12 protein-coding genes are annotated in these 14,193 nt (G+C 69.5%); 7 read left to right on the forward strand and 5 right to left on the reverse strand.

From position 1 onward, the window contains the following. Window positions 1–47 precede the first annotated feature (47 nt). From NMI01S_RS29655 to NMI01S_RS29665, 3 genes are all read left to right on the forward strand, one after another. Window positions 48–692, forward strand: coding sequence for a response regulator (locus NMI01S_RS29655; protein ID WP_063002003.1), 645 nt, complete (start codon window positions 48–50; stop codon window positions 690–692). Window positions 693–776: 84 nt separating this feature from the next. Further along, complete coding sequence (locus NMI01S_RS29660; RefSeq protein ID WP_063002004.1) at window positions 777–1,781, forward strand: Acg family FMN-binding oxidoreductase; 1,005 nt, start codon at window positions 777–779, stop codon at window positions 1,779–1,781. Window positions 1,782–2,089: 308 nt separating this feature from the next. Further along, a complete protein-coding gene (locus NMI01S_RS29665) occupies window positions 2,090–3,808 on the forward strand; it encodes a GAF domain-containing sensor histidine kinase (RefSeq protein WP_063002005.1) in 1,719 nt (572 codons plus the stop codon). A gap of 40 nt (window positions 3,809–3,848) precedes the next feature. Here NMI01S_RS29665 and NMI01S_RS29670 read toward each other — a convergent pair whose 3' ends face one another. Genes NMI01S_RS29670 through NMI01S_RS29685 form a run of 4 tightly spaced genes read right to left on the reverse strand, consistent with a single transcriptional unit; the run spans window position 3,849 to window position 7,118 of the window. After that, entirely contained in the window at window positions 3,849–4,760 is a 912-nt protein-coding gene (locus NMI01S_RS29670; RefSeq protein WP_063002006.1) for a universal stress protein, read from the reverse strand. Window positions 4,761–4,785: 25 nt separating this feature from the next. Then, window positions 4,786–5,379: an Rv1733c family protein gene (locus NMI01S_RS29675; RefSeq protein WP_063002007.1), complete on the reverse strand. Its 594-nt coding sequence runs from the start codon at window positions 5,377–5,379 to the stop codon at window positions 4,786–4,788. Between the two features lie 12 nt (window positions 5,380–5,391). Further along, window positions 5,392–6,357 carry an Acg family FMN-binding oxidoreductase gene (locus NMI01S_RS29680; protein ID WP_063002008.1) on the reverse strand — a complete coding sequence of 322 codons (966 nt, stop codon included), beginning with the start codon at window positions 6,355–6,357 and terminating at the stop codon, window positions 5,392–5,394. 2 nt (window positions 6,358–6,359) lie between these two features. Further along, window positions 6,360–7,118: an SDR family NAD(P)-dependent oxidoreductase gene (locus tag NMI01S_RS29685; RefSeq protein WP_063002009.1), complete on the reverse strand. Its 759-nt coding sequence runs from the start codon at window positions 7,116–7,118 to the stop codon at window positions 6,360–6,362. Window positions 7,119–7,351: 233 nt separating this feature from the next. Here NMI01S_RS29685 and NMI01S_RS29690 point away from each other — a divergent pair, with 233 nt between their 5' ends. The 4 genes from NMI01S_RS29690 to NMI01S_RS29705 are packed head-to-tail and all read left to right on the forward strand — an operon-like array spanning window position 7,352 to window position 10,001. Beyond that, on the forward strand, window positions 7,352–7,762 hold the full coding sequence (locus NMI01S_RS29690; protein WP_063002010.1) for a hypothetical protein: 411 nt from the start codon (window positions 7,352–7,354) through the stop codon (window positions 7,760–7,762). Between the two features lie 46 nt (window positions 7,763–7,808). Beyond that, on the forward strand, window positions 7,809–8,759 hold the full coding sequence (locus NMI01S_RS29695) for a universal stress protein (protein ID WP_063002011.1): 951 nt from the start codon (window positions 7,809–7,811) through the stop codon (window positions 8,757–8,759). Then, window positions 8,746–9,429: a hypothetical protein gene (locus NMI01S_RS29700; RefSeq protein ID WP_063002012.1), complete on the forward strand. Its 684-nt coding sequence runs from the start codon at window positions 8,746–8,748 to the stop codon at window positions 9,427–9,429. The genes NMI01S_RS29695 and NMI01S_RS29700 overlap by 14 nt, the downstream gene beginning before the upstream one ends. Continuing rightward, the gene (locus tag NMI01S_RS29705) at window positions 9,426–10,001 is read left to right on the forward strand and encodes a hypothetical protein (protein WP_063002013.1); all 576 of its coding nucleotides are present in this window, start codon (window positions 9,426–9,428) and stop codon (window positions 9,999–10,001) included. The genes NMI01S_RS29700 and NMI01S_RS29705 overlap by 4 nt, the downstream gene beginning before the upstream one ends. Window positions 10,002–10,055: 54 nt before the next feature. Here NMI01S_RS29705 and otsB read toward each other — a convergent pair whose 3' ends face one another. Beyond that, entirely contained in the window at window positions 10,056–14,027 is a 3,972-nt protein-coding gene (gene otsB / locus NMI01S_RS29710) for a trehalose-phosphatase (RefSeq protein ID WP_281186785.1), read from the reverse strand. Window positions 14,028–14,193: the final 166 nt, after the last annotated feature.

The raw sequence follows: 14,193 nt of genomic DNA on the forward strand, positions 1-14,193 counted from the left end.
GATTATGGTGGGTACATTCACCGCTTCTCCGATTGGACGCACTCGCCATGATCAAGGTGTTCCTGGTCGACGACCACGAAATCGTCCGCCGCGGGCTGAGCGACCTGCTCGACGGCGACCCGGAGTTGTCGGTCATCGGTGAGGCGGGATCGGTGTCGCAGGCCCTCGCTCGCATCCCCGCCTTGCGGCCCGATGTCGCGGTGCTCGATGTCCGCCTGCCCGACGGGAACGGCATCGAGCTGTGCCGGGAGCTGCTGTCGAAGGTCGACGGCCTGCGCTGCCTGATCCTCACCTCCTTCACCGACGAGCACGCGATGCTCGACGCCATTCTGGCCGGTGCCAGCGGTTATGTGGTCAAGGACATCAAAGGGATGGAGCTGGCCCGCGCCGTCAAGGACGTCGGCGCCGGGAAATCGCTGCTGGACAACCGCGCCGCCGCCGCACTGATGGAGCAGCTGCGCCACGGCACCGAGCCCGACGGCCCACTGGCGACGCTGACCGAGCAGGAACGCAAACTGCTCGATCTGCTCGGCGAGGGCCTCACCAACCGCGAGATCGCCGACCGCATGTTCCTCGCCGAGAAGACCGTCAAGAACTACGTGTCGCGGCTGCTGGCCAAACTCGGTATGCAGCGGCGCACCCAGGCGGCCGTCTACGCCACCAAACTGCATTCGCGTAGCGCCGCGGAGTAGCCCTGACCGCCGGTGACCATCGGCCCCACCGGGCGGGATCAATGCCCGTATTCGGATCGCCTCGGGGTTGTGAGACTGGACACCATGACCACGGCAAAGCATTCGACAATCGTCGACGCGCCCGACGACCGGACGGTCGCGGCAGTGGTCGAGCTGGCGCAGCGAGCACCCTCGGTCCACAACACTCAACCCTGGCGCTGGATATTCGATCGGCATCAGCTGCTCTTGTACACCGATCCGGATCGCGTCCTCGCCGGCGCGGACCCGCACGGCCGCGAGCAGGTGATCAGCTGCGGCACGGTACTGCATCACGCCCGCACCGCCTTCGCCGCCCGGGACTGGCATACCGATATCGTGCGGATGCCCGATCCGCAGCGGCCCGGCCTCATGGCGGTCCTCGAATTCCGGCCGTGGGGCGACCCGCCGAACGGAATCCCGCATCGCGCGGCGGCCATCACCCACCGATATGCCGACCGGCTGCCGATGGACGCGCCCCGGCACTGGGAGCAAGTGGCGCCGAGGCTGCGCGCTCTCGTCACCCCGCACGACCTCGACTTCGACGAATTCGCCGACGACATCCGCCCCCGGGTCGCCGCGATCTCGCGCGCCGCCGCGGCGGCTCGCCGTGACGACTGGATGTATCAGGATGAATTGCACTGGTGGGCAGGTCATTTCGACGCCTCCGAAGGCATCCCCGCCAGCGGTCTGATCTCCGACGCCGAACTCTCGCGAGTCGACGTCGCCCGAGCATTCCCGTCGGCGCCGCATTCGCAGCGCCGCGCGGGACGCCTCGATCACGCCCGGCTGGTCGCGATCAGCTCGCCGGAGGATGCGCGGCAGTACTGGCTCCGCACCGGGGAGGCACTGTCCGCGGTACTGCTCGAATGCACCGCCACGGGACTGGGAACCTGCCCGGTCACCCACCTCACGGAGGTGCCGGCGGGTCGTCGAGCCCTGGCCGCGCTGCTCCCGCATCACGACTTCCCGCAGGTCCTGGTCCGCATCGGCAATTCTCCGACGGACGAGCCGATCCCGCCTTCGACCCCGCGCCGCGGCGTCGACGAGGTGCTGACGTTCATCGGCCGGTGACGCTGCCTGCCGTGTCGGCCGCCCGCCGCGATCCCGGATCCAGCAGGCGGTCCATCGGCACGGCGACGTACCGCCCTCACCCAGCACCACCACATCGCCGTAACCGCCGTATCGGTCCGGCCCCGGTCGCGACGGTGAGTGCCGCGGCACGACATCGGCCCCGTCGCGGGCCGACCGCCGGGCGACCGGGCGAGTCACTGCCCGGCCCGCTGTTCCCTGTCGCACCCCGCAACCGGAGCGGTAGGCTCTCAACAAGCGTAAACACCGACGTTTCGCGCATTCGGACGGTGGAGAGCAGGACTGACGACATGCCCGACGACGAGCGAACCGGTTCCTACTCGGTGCGCGATACGCTCTCACAGCTTCGGCTGCGCGAGCTGCTCGCCGAGGTGCGCGACCGCGTCGACGAGATCATGGATTCGCGGGATCGGATGGATGGTCTGGTCGAGGCCATGTTGTCGGTCACCGCGGGACTCGACCTGGCCGAGACCCTGCGCACCATCGTGCACGCGGCGATCAGCCTGGTCGATGCGCAATACGGCGCACTCGGGGTGCGCGGCCACGACGAGCACCTGCAACAGTTCGTCTACGAGGGCATCGATGAGCCGACCCGCCGGCTCATCGGCGATCTGCCCGAGGGACACGGCGTGCTGGGCATGCTGTTCACCCAGCAGACACCGATCCGGCTCGAGGATCTCGCTCGTCATCCGTCCTCGGTCGGCTTCCCGGCCCACCATCCTCCGATGCGCACCTTCCTCGGCGTTCCGGTACATATCCGCAACGAGACCTTCGGCAACCTGTACCTCACCGAGAAGGCCGGCGGTCAGCAATTCACCGAGGACGACGAGCTGATCGTGCAAGCGCTCGCCGCCGCCGCGGGTATCGCCATCGAGAACGCGCGGCTCTACGAGGCCGCCCGCAACCGGCAGGCATGGATCGAGGCCACCCGCGATCTGACCACCGAATTTCTCGCCGCCGACGAGCCGGACAGCGTGCTGGCGCATCTGGTCGACCATGTGCGGGTGCTGACCGGCTCGGAATGGGTGCTGCTCGCCACGGTCACCGACACCGACGTACCTGCCGAAGAGGTCACCGAACTCATCGTCGAGCAGTCCTCGGGCGAACGAACCGACGCCGCAGGACGTTCCCTCGACGTCACCGGCACGATCGGCGCGGCCTTCACCGACCGCAAGCCGCTGCGGTTCGACGACGTGAGCGACCTCGACTTCGCCGCATTGTTCCCCACCGGCGGGCCCGTGCTGCTGGTCCCCCTGCACACGCGCGATACCCCGCAGGGGATTCTCATCGCCGTCCGCGCGAAGGACACCGCGCCCTACGACGACGAGATGCTGGAGTTGGCGGCCGCTTTCGCCGACCAGGCCGCGCTGGCCATGCAGCTGGCGACAACCCAGCAGCGCGTCCGTGAACTCGACGTACTCGCCGACCGGGACCGGATCGCCCGAGATCTCCATGATCACGTCATCCAGCGATTGTTCGCGATCGGCCTGTCGCTGCAGGGAGCGGTGCCGCGCACCCGCGTTCCCGAGGTCAAGGTCCGGCTCACCGAAGCGATCGACGGCCTACAGGATGTGGTGCAGGAGATTCGCACCTCCATCTTCGATCTGCACGGCGGCACCAGCACGCGCTTGCGCCAGCGCCTCGAGGAGGCGATCCGCCAGCAGTGCGGCGACACCCCGATCCGCAGCTCGCTGCGGGTGGCCGGACCGCTGTCGGTGGTGGGTTCGCAGCTTGCCGACCACGCGGAAGCCGTTGTGCGCGAAGCGGTCAGCAACGCGGTCCGCTACGCCGGCGCCACGACGCTCGAGGTCGTGATCGGCGTCGGCGACGACCTGACGATCACCGTCACCGACGACGGCTGCGGTATCGGCGACAACATCACCCCCAGCGGCCTGACCAATCTCGCCGAGCGCGCGCGGTCGCTGGGCGGGACCTTCCGCACCGAGGCCGGCGCGGCGGGTTCGCAGCCGCCGGGTACTCGTCTGGAGTGGTCGGCTCCGCTGAGCTGACCACTCCCGCCGACTGCCACCGAACCCGGTGCGACGCAATCTATTCGGCCGGTTGCCGCACCACGGTGATGGGGCATTCCACCGACTGCACCAATGCCGCGCTGGTGGAGCCGAGGAGCATTCCGGTGAATCCGCCGCGGCCGTGGCTGCCGACGACCACCAGCTGCGCGTTCTCCGACGCGTCGAGCAGGGAGCGCACCGGCCGGTCGAGCACCATTTCGCGACGCACCTTCACCTCCGGATACCGTTCGGAGTATCCGGCCAGATTCTCGGCCAGCACCGCGTCCTCGGATTCCCGGATCGCGTCCCAGCCGACGATCGCCGGATCGAGGCCGCTGCTGCGGTCGCTCCACGCGTGCAGCACCACCAATCCGACAGTGCGCCGTGAGGCCTCCTCGAAGGCGAGTTCGAGCGCGGGCACGCTGTTCGCCGTGCCGTCGACGCCGACCAGAACCGGCTTCACCGCGGTGACGGCATCGGTCGCCGACATCGAATGCACCACGGTCACCGGGCAATTCGCGTGCCGGATGATCGCCGAGGACACCGACCCCAGCAGACCACGCCGGATGGCGCCCAGGCCACGGCTGCCCACCACAATCCCCTCCGCATGATCCGACTGTGCGATCAGATGCCCGATCACGGCTTCGGTGGTGATCTCGGTGGTGATCACCGGCGTACGGTCCGGTGTCGCGGCGCGGGCGATGCGGGCGGCCTCGACGAGGACGCGTTCCGCGTCCACGCGCAGCCAGCTCATATCGTCCTCGGTGAGGATCGGGGCGGGCCCAAGCCCGCCCGCCACCGAGATCGAAGTGACCAGATGCAGGCGGCAGTCGCGCAGTGCGGCATCGGCGGCGGCCCAGGCGGCCGCGTGATAACCGACGGCCGAGCCGTCGACCGCGGCGACGATCGGCCGATCGATGTGCCGCTGCGGTACGGCGGGATGCTCGGTCATGATGTTCTCCTCGTGAATCGTGTGTTTACGGAGTTCCTATGGGGCGGCTGATCTTTCGCCATTCCCTGCCCCAGTCGCCGCGACGCCGCACGCCGAAGGCCCAGCCCGTCAGCCATACCAGTGCCGCTGTGGCGAAACAGATTTCGACGAACGTGGCCATTCCCAGCCCGACGCCGCGCATGGCGGCGGTGTCGGCGGGCAGCGGCGCGGCGGTCGGGCGGCCGTCGGGGGCCAGCCACATGGTCAGCCGCTGCCCGGGATGTGCCACCGCGGCCACGGTGGTCGTGGCTTCGCCGGATCGCCCGTCGTGTGTCCACCGAACGGTGGCTTCGTAGCGATCGGCGGACACGTCCATCGATGTCGCCGTCGTACGGACCGGATCGGTGACGATCGTGGCAATAACCGCCGTCTTCGCGGCGTTCTCGCCGCGAATCTGCACGGCGGCATCGGTGTAACGGGCCGTACCCATCGCCGCGCAGATCGGCACCGCGGCGAGAACCACGACGACGGCCAGGATCCGGATGACGGCCTCGATCCGGTCCGACGGCCGCATCAGCCGATTCGCCGCCCAGGGACCGGTGCGCCACGCGCGCAGAGCCAACGACGGATACCGCGTCATGACGTCATCTCCTCACAGCCGGGTCACGACGTCGTCGAGCGCGCGTCGCGGTGTCGGTGACAGCGGGGAACTGGTTGCGGCCCAGCCGGTTCGGATGATCATCTGCGGATATCCGCTGTCGTCGAGCAGGTCGGTACGCAGGTCCGTGCGCACCTCGGGGATTTCGAGCGGCTCGCTGAGCGGGCAGGTCGCCAATCCGAATGTGGTCGCGGCCAGCAGGATCGCGCTGGTCGCCTCCCCGGCGCGCAGCCGGCTCACCCGGTCGTCTCCCGCGGTGTAGAGCACGAGCATGTGATCGGCGTCGGCGATATCGCGGACGACCGCCTCCGGTAGCCGGGGATCGCCGAACGGGCGGGACGACGCATCGGTCGCGGCGACCGCACTCCGGGCCGGAACACCGTCGGGAGTCGCGTGATGACCGCTCCAGCGCGCCAATTCGGCGCGGTAGGCGGCGTCGGCGTTGTGCACCGCAGCGGCGCGTTCGAAGGCGTGCAGCAACCGCACCCGGTCACCGTCGGCGACCACATCGCGGACCAGCACACCGTTCGCCGCCGCGGCGGCCGTCAAGGCGCCGATGTGGATGTCGGGTACCTCCCAGGAGGTGTAGTGGCGGCGGTCGCTGTGGCGCAGCGGGATCGCGCGGGAGAGGCCGACCGCTTCGGCCGTCGTGGGGGCAGGCCGGAATTCCACGGCCGCCAGGTGCTCCGGCACCGCCGGGTTCGGCACCCGGTGCACCACCGTCGCCCAGCCCAGCGCCGCGGCCGCGACCCGCAGATGATGCAGTGCCGCACCGCAACTCACGATCAGATCGCGCTGGTCGGGGTCGGTCTGCGGCAGTTGCCGGGTGGTGTCGGCGTAGAGCTGGACGGCGTCGTCCCCGATGCGCCACAACCATGGCTGACTGTTGTGCACCGACGGCGCGCGCACCGCCAGGCCCACCGCCGTCATCAGGGTGTCGTAGTCCGGATGTCTCGTCATGATCATCGATCTTTTACCGCGGCAGGCAGATTCAGCACTTGACCCGTCGTGGCGCCGCCGTCCACCACGAATTCCGATCCGGTGGAGAACGTCGCCTCGGCGACGATGAACCGGACCATGGCGGCGACCTCTTCGGGTTCTCCGAAACGCGCCAGGGGTTGTGCGGCGGTCACGGTTTCGTCCATGTCGGCGGTCATCGCTGTGCGGATCGGGCCGGGATGCACCGAGCAGACCCGGATGTTCGACGGTCCCCATTCGAGAGCCGCCGCCTTGGTCAGTCCGCGTAACCCCCATTTGCTGGCGACGTAGGCGCCCAGGCCCGCGTACCCCATCAGGCCGGCGGTCGAGGAGATGTTGACCACCACTCCGCCTCCGGCTTCCCGCAGGCGCGGACCGGCCAGGTGCATGCCCAGCCACGAGCCGTACAAATTGACGTCCAGAACGTGGCGGAACATCGTCGGCGGCTCGGTGTCCACGCCGCCGAAATCGACGATGCCGGCGTTGTTCACCAGGACCGCCAGCGGACCGAACGTGGCCTCCGCGTCGGCGATCACCCGTTGCCAGGCATCCTCGTCGGCGACGTCGAGGCGGCGGAAGATCGCGCCGGCGCCCAAGGCCGTGGCCGTGGCGGTGCCGTCGCGTTCGAGGAGATCGGCGATCACCACGCCGAGCCCCTCCTTGGCGAGTTCGGCCGCGACGGCGGCACCGATGCCCCGTGCGCCGCCGGTGACGATCGCACTGCGACCGCTGAACGTGCCCATGGTCTGTCGCCCTTTCGCTGGTGCGGTATCGCACTCAGCATCGCGCCCCGGGCGGCCGGCGGGGCACGGCCGAAAGTCACCGGAACGCCGAGTCTTCGGACAGTCGTGACGGTCGGCAGTCGCCGTGGTGGTCGGCCGGTCGCCGAGCCCGCCGGCTCCGGTGGACCCTCGTGACGGCAGTGCGGGACCAAAGGCCCTGGTGGCGCTTCCCCGGTGTCGGGAAAAGTCGGGGTATGGCAGGAATCACTCGTGGCGACGGCGTCGGGCGCTGGCACGTGCTGCTGGCCGCGTCCGCCGGCGCGGTCGCGGCGAGCGTTTTCACGCTCGCGGTCGCGCTGATCGCCGGTCTGCGGGTGAGCACGTCGCTCCACAGCGCACCGGCCTGGCCCGGAGTGGCCGCGGGTGCGGTGGCCTTCGCGCTGGTCGTCGGTATACCGATGGCGGTCACCGCGGGCGGAGCCCTCACCGGTGATCGGCGCGTCGCCACGGCCGCGGTGATCAGCGGCTTGCTGCTGATCTGCTGGCTGCTCGCCGAGATGGCCGTGCTTCACGCCCTGAACTGGGCGCAGCCGCTGTATCTCGTCCTCGGCATCGCCGTGGCGGCATTGGGACTGCATATCAAAACCGAGGAGATCGAATCATGAGCGGCGCATCCGCGCGGCGGATCGATCCGGGTGAAAGGACATACCGATGAGCTCTCGGTACGCGGACGACGCGCACCATCTCGCCTCCGCCCCGATCGTGGTCGGTGTCGACGGGTCGGCCGGTGCCCGCACCGCGCTGCTGTGGGCGGCCGAGGTCGCCCGCGATCGAGGACGCGACCTGCGCATCGCCTACGGACTGGACGTGCCCAGCGCGAGCCGGGTGTTCAACAATTACGACCTGTCCGAGCCGGCGGTGCTGGAGCGCCTGCGCGCCCATGGCGCCGCACTGGTCGCCCGCGAGGCTCTGGCCGTGCGCGGCACTCTGCCCGAGGTCCAGGTCAGCACGGAGGTGTCCTCGGAGCATCCGGCGCGAATGCTGTTGCGGCACAGCGCCACCGGATATCTGGTCGCGCTGGGCGCAGAGGGCGCCGGCGGCTTCGGCACCCATATCGGTTCGATCCTGCTGTCGGTCACCAGTCACGCCGAGGGCCCGGTCGTGGTGGTACGCACCGAGTCCGAGGGGCAGCCACGACCGCGCGACACCGGCCCGGTCGTGGTCGGCGTCGACGGCAGCCCGCTCAGCGAGGCCGCGGTGGCCGCCGCATTCGAGGAAGCCGCCGAACGCGGCGCCGAACTGGTCGCCGTGCACGCGTGGAGCGATCTGACGTTCGGCTCGTTCGTCGGCGACCCGTACACCTGGTTCCCGATGTCGGATATCGAGGTGAACGAGGAAGCGATCCTCGCGGAACGACTGGCCGGCTGGCAGGAGAAGTATCCGGATGTCCGGGTGCGCCGCCACATCAGCATGGCCGAGCCCGCTGCCCATCTGCAGCGGTGGAGCGAATCCGCGCAGCTCATCGTCGTCGGCAGCCACGGCCGCGGCAGCTTCCGCGGGCTGCTGCTGGGATCGGTGTCCAATTCCCTTGTCCAGCATGCGAAATGCCCCGTCATGGTGGTGCGCTCGGCCGAGGGGAAGCAGGACGATGACAAGGACTGAACATTCGGCGGCTCGTCGGGGTGCCGCTGCCGCGGTCGGTATCGCATCGTTTCTGGGCGGGCTCGCCACCGGCTACCGGCTCTTCGCCCGCCGGTGGTGTCTGAGCTGGGGCGCGACGGCGGAGGAGGTGCGCCGGCGCATGCCGGGCGACGACCTGCTCCTGCTTCCCGACATGCTCTCGACGCGAGCGATCACGATCGAGGCCGAACCCGCCGCGGTCTGGCCCTGGCTCGTGCAGTTCGGGCCGCAACGCGGCGGAATCTACAGCTACGACTGGATCGACCGGCTCCTGGGCATCGACGTGCACAGCGCCCGGTCCATCCTGCCGCAGTTCCGACAACTCGCCGTCGGTGACGCCATCACCGTGAATTCCGACAGCACCCCGGCCCGGGTCGCGGTGCTCGAACCCGAACGAGCGCTGGTATTCCGCACCGACGACAGCAACTGGGTCTGGGCGTTCGGACTGTATCCGTGCCCGGAAGGCACTCGGCTGGTCAGCCGCAACCGGATCGCGACGCCCGGCGCCTCGCCCGTGCTGCGGCTGTTCGACACGTTCTTCCTGGAACCGGGCAGTCTGGTGATGGAGCAGAAGATGTTGCGCGGCATCAAGGAACGCGCCGAAGCTCACCGTGTCGCCGAGCCCGTCCCGATCGGGGGCAAGGCACCGTGACCACCACCGGCACCCCGACACCACTGCCGAGCGCGACGGCATTCCGCGCGGTCGCCCGGTGCGTGGTCACGACCGCCGGCCTGCTGGCCCGGCACCGCATTCGCTGCCCGTCGCGGAATGTGGGAGCGTGGCTGAGTTTCGGTGACGGAACCTCGGCCTACGTGTACCGGGAAACCGCGATCGATCGGATCCCGTCGCCCGAACCGTGTGTGCTGCTGGTGCGTTTCGAGTTGCGAGGCGTCCACGGACGCGGGCATGCGTGGTTCCGTCGCGAAAGCATCCTCAATACCGTGCTCTTCGCCGGATTCCCGGGCCTGATCACCAAATTGTGGCTGGCGCACGATCAACGCGGCGCGTACCGCGGGCTCTACGAATGGGACGGGGCGGCGTCCGCCGACGCCTACGCCCGCGCCCTGTGGCGGGTGCTGGCCCTCGTCAGTGTCCCGGGGTCGATCGATTATCGGGTGCTGCCCGGCCTGCGCCGCCGCGATCTGCCGGTGACGGCGACCGGTGCCGCCGCAGGTGGCACCGATTGGTGGCGGGTCACCGAGTTCCAGTCCACCGCAGCATAATTCGAGTACTGCACACCTAACCCTCCGCACGGGCGGTTCGGTGTCCGCGTGCGGTCAGTGCTCGTCGATCGCCGGTAATGTGACGCTCTCCCCGGTCGACAGCACGACGGTGTGACCGCGGCATTCGATCGTGATCGACCGCGCTCCGTCCGTATCGGAGCTGACCTCGAGGTGCCGGGCGTCGATGCGCACGGTCAGGCGGTGGCCGTGGTAGATGATCGCGAAGGTCAGCGTGCCCAGCTGAAGTGGCCAGCACGGCGCGAAGATCAGGCGGTCGTCGCGGGTTTCGAGTCCGGTGAAGCAACGCTGGACCAGGTCGATACTGCCCGCCATCGCGCCCAGGTGGATCCCCTCGGCCGTGGTGCCGCCCTGGATGTCGGCGATATCGGATTCCAGCACGCTGCCGAAGAATTCCATCGCGCGGTCCCGGTTCGCCCGGGCCAGCACCCAGGCATGGACGACGGCGCTCAGGGTCGAGCCGTGCGAGGTGCGGGCCAGGTAGTAGTCGACCGTACGTGGAATGTCCGGGCCACCGAAGTCGTAGCCGAGCCCGGCGAACAGCCGCCCCAGTTCGTCGGCCGAGAACAGATAGAACAGCATCAGCACGTCGGCCTGTTTCGCCACCCGATACCGGTCGACGTCGTCACCTTCGGCCTCGAGGATGCGGTCGAGCCGGCTCGTATCGCCGTAGCGGCGCCGGTAGTCGTCCCAGTCCAGTTCGGCGAGCCGGTCGTATCCGGCGAACTGGCTGATCACTCCCTCGTGGAAGGGTACGAACATCCGATCGGCGACCTCGGCCCAGCGTTCCGGTTCGGCGGCAGGCACCGCGAGGCGGTCGAGCAGTTCCGACCGCACCCGCGGCGGCAGCAGTTCGACCGCGTCCAGGGCACGCCGGATGACCCACACGGCCATGACATTGGTGTAGGCGTTGTCGTCGATGCCCTCGTACGGCTGCCCGGGATAGCCGGAATGAAATTCGTCGGGTCCGATGACACCGCGGATGTGATACCGATCGTCGGCGGGATCGTAGGTAGCCCGATCGGACCAGAATCGGGCGATCTCCACCAGTAGTTCGGCACCGAACTCGGCGAGAAACGCCCGATCTCCGGTGGCCTGGTAGTAGTGCCACACGTTGTAGGCCACCGCCGGACCGGCATGTTGCGCGCGAGCGCTGGCGTCCGGATTCCAATGTCCCGAACGGGGATTCAGATGCAGGCGCTGACTCTCCTCCCGGCCGTCGCTGCCGGATTGCCACGGGAACAGGGCGCCGCGGCAGCCCTGTGCGCGTGCCGCGGCCCGCGCCTGCGGCAGGCGGCGGTAGCGGTACCGCAACAGTTCTCGCGTCAGCGCCGGATCGCGCAGGCTCACCACCGGCAGGACGAACAGCTCGTCCCAGAACACGTGCCCGCGGTAGGCCTCGCCGTGCAGACCCCGTGCGGGCACCCCGGCGTCGAGGTCGGCGGTATGGCGCGACAGTGTCTGCGCCACCTGCAGGACGTGCAGTCGCAGCGCGCGCACCGATTCCTCACTGGCGTCCAGATCGATGCGCAGCCGCCGCCACACATGCTCCCAGGCATCGGCGTGCGCGGAGCGGAGCGCGTCGTGGTCCGGCGCCTCGTCGAGCAGGCGCAGGGCAGCCTCGTCGGGTGCGGAGATGGCGCGGTCGCGGCCGGTGAACACCGCCGCTGTCTTGTCGACGACGATGTCATGCCCGGACTCGGCGCGCACGACGAAATCGTGGGCGGCCGTACCGTCGGCGAGCGGCGAGCCGGCCACCTGCTGCCCTTGCGACGTCACCGTGGTCCGAGTGGCCACCGCCACGGGGATCAGCGACTGCGTGGTTCGCATCAGCGTCGATGCGGTGTGGGCGTCCGGGGTATCGATGCGCAGCTCGCTCAGGTGGGTCCCGGACAGGTCGCGGTACCGCTCGACTCCGGCGTTGCGGACCGATGTGTCGATACCCGACCGGACGGTGAGCGGCCCGCTCCAATTCTCGGGCGTCACGGTGGTTCGCATCGCGCACGCGTGGGGTGAGTCCATCGACGCGAAACGCCGCTGAACCACCGCCGTGATCCGGCCGGCGGCGTCGCGGCAGCGCAGCCGGCGGGTGAGCACCGCTTGGCGCAGATCGAATTGCTGTGTGTAATCCAGTAATTCGGCATCGTCGAGATCGAACCATGCGTCGTCGGCGATGCGCCACGTCAGGGGAAGCCAGTTCGGCAGATTCACCAGGCTCTCGTTCTCGACGTGCCGCCCGCCGATATCGTCGCCGAGCCGGTTGTAGATTCCCGCGACATAGGTGCCGGGATAGTGGTGGATTCCCGCGCGCGTCTCCGGCGCCGCCGCGCGGGTGACGAGGTAGCCGTTGCCCACCGCGCACAACGCTTCGCGCAGCCGCTCGGCGTCGGGGTCGTAGCCGTCGTAGGTGAGCAGCCACGAGCGTCCCACCGCCCAGTCGCTCTCCCCGGTCAGCAATTCGGCCATCCGCTGCAGGAATTCGCCGGCGCGCACGGGACTGTCGAGGGCGAACCGCGCCGCGGTGCGCCGGTCGCCGGTGTCGCCGTGGCGAACCACCAGCGGCACCCCGGTGACCTGGATCGCGTCGAAGGCGTCCTCGTCGGTCAGATCGTCGCCGAGGTACACCGGCATCGCCGGGCGGCCCACCAGATCCAGCACCCAGTGCAGGGCCCGCCCCTTGTCCCAGTCCACGTCGGGGCGCAATTCGGTGACCCTGCGGCCGGAGGTCACGCGCAGTCCCTGCTCGCGGGCGATGTCGTGCACGGTGGCCACGACCGTCGACACGGCATCGGCGGCGACCCTGCGGTGATGGACGGCGACCGCGAATCGCTTCGGCTCGATCAGCACTCCGGGAATCCGGCTCAGCCGGTCGGCGAGTTCGGCTGCCGCCTGCACCAGCGCGCGTTCGGCCTTGGGACCGCCCTCGTGGACGTGTTCGGTGCCGTCGGGCGCCATCAGTTCGAAGCCGTGGCTACCGGCGTACCAGATGCCCGCCACACCCACGCGCGTGCGCAGATCGTCGAGTCCGCGACCGCTGATCACGGCGACCGGACACCGCGCGGCCAGCGTGGCCAAGGTGGCGCGCACACCCTCGATCGGGATCGCCGCATCGGGATCGGGCACGATCTCCGAGATCGTGCCGTCGAAATCCAGCAGCACCGCGATGTGCTCGTCCTCGACGGCGTCGGCGATCGACGTCCAGTACGCCAGCGCGTCCGCGATCTCCGACAGGCGGCGAAAACCACTGCGCACCCGAATCTCCTCGGCGTCGGCGACCACCACGTCGGCTCCGGTGCACAGCAGCCGGTCCGGATCTCCGGCGCGCTCGATGCCGACCACCAGTCCGAAACCGCCGCGCCGCCCGGCGCTCACCCCGGCCTCGGCATCCTCGACGACGACCGTCCGCTCGGGTTCGGCGCCCAGCCGCTGCGTGGCCAGCACCATGGTGGCCGGATCCGGCTTCCCCGGCAGCTCGAGTTCTTCGGCCACGACACCGTCCACCCGGACGGCGAAGAGGTCCCCGAGCGCCGCGGCGTCGAGCACCTGGGCCGCATTGCGGCTGGCCGAGAACACCGCGGTTCGCACACCCGCCGCGCGCAGGCGGCGGACGAGGGCCACCGTGGTGGAGAACACCGGTACTCCCGATTCGGCGATCCGGGCGAGGAACATTTCGTCCTTGCCGTTTCCGAGTCCGCAGATCGTGCCGTCGGCCGCCGTATCCGACGGCTCGCCTCGCGGCAGTGAGATCGCCCGGGAGGCAAGGAAATCCGCGACACCGTCGTAGCGCGGTTTGCCGTCGACGTAGTCCTGGTAGTCGGAGGCGGTGAACGGGGCGCAGTTCTCGCCGGGCCCGGGTTCGCGGGCGGCGAGGAATCCGTCGAAGACCTGTGTCCACGCGGCGGCGTGGATCGACGCCGTGTCGGTGACCACGCCGTCCATATCGAAGATCACCGCGTCGTAGCGACGCGCGTCGATCACCGGCCCGGCCACCGGTTTGTCAGGGTGCACTCCCCCAGCCTCCGCCCGCGTGCGGGCCTCGGCAAGGTACACAAGTCCTCACCCACACCGCCACCGGTCCCCGGCCCTATCGGCGGTCGTCATCGGGATCATCCGGCTGGTGTCGGTCGGGTTGGGGGCGGTGAACGAGTTTCGCGCCGAACGCGCCGCCGGCCCG

The organism is Nocardia mikamii NBRC 108933 (genome assembly GCF_001613505.1).
GTDB lineage: Bacteria > Actinomycetota > Actinomycetes > Mycobacteriales > Mycobacteriaceae > Nocardia > Nocardia mikamii.

Bases quoted from the DNA above. Each gene is read 5' to 3' on its own strand.
- NMI01S_RS29655 (WP_063002003.1), top strand. From the start codon at position 48: ATGATCAAGGTGTTCCTGGTCGACGACCACGAAATCGTCCGCCGCGGG.
- NMI01S_RS29660 (WP_063002004.1), top strand. From the start codon at position 777: ATGACCACGGCAAAGCATTCGACAATCGTCGACGCGCCCGACGACCGG.
- NMI01S_RS29665 (WP_063002005.1), top strand. From the start codon at position 2,090: ATGCCCGACGACGAGCGAACCGGTTCCTACTCGGTGCGCGATACGCTC.
- NMI01S_RS29670 (WP_063002006.1), bottom strand. From the start codon at position 4,760: ATGACCGAGCATCCCGCCGTACCGCAGCGGCACATCGATCGGCCGATC.
- NMI01S_RS29675 (WP_063002007.1), bottom strand. From the start codon at position 5,379: ATGACGCGGTATCCGTCGTTGGCTCTGCGCGCGTGGCGCACCGGTCCC.
- NMI01S_RS29680 (WP_063002008.1), bottom strand. From the start codon at position 6,357: ATGACGAGACATCCGGACTACGACACCCTGATGACGGCGGTGGGCCTG.
- NMI01S_RS29685 (WP_063002009.1), bottom strand. From the start codon at position 7,118: ATGGGCACGTTCAGCGGTCGCAGTGCGATCGTCACCGGCGGCGCACGG.
- NMI01S_RS29690 (WP_063002010.1), top strand. From the start codon at position 7,352: ATGGCAGGAATCACTCGTGGCGACGGCGTCGGGCGCTGGCACGTGCTG.
- NMI01S_RS29695 (WP_063002011.1), top strand. From the start codon at position 7,809: ATGAGCTCTCGGTACGCGGACGACGCGCACCATCTCGCCTCCGCCCCG.
- NMI01S_RS29700 (WP_063002012.1), top strand. From the start codon at position 8,746: ATGACAAGGACTGAACATTCGGCGGCTCGTCGGGGTGCCGCTGCCGCG.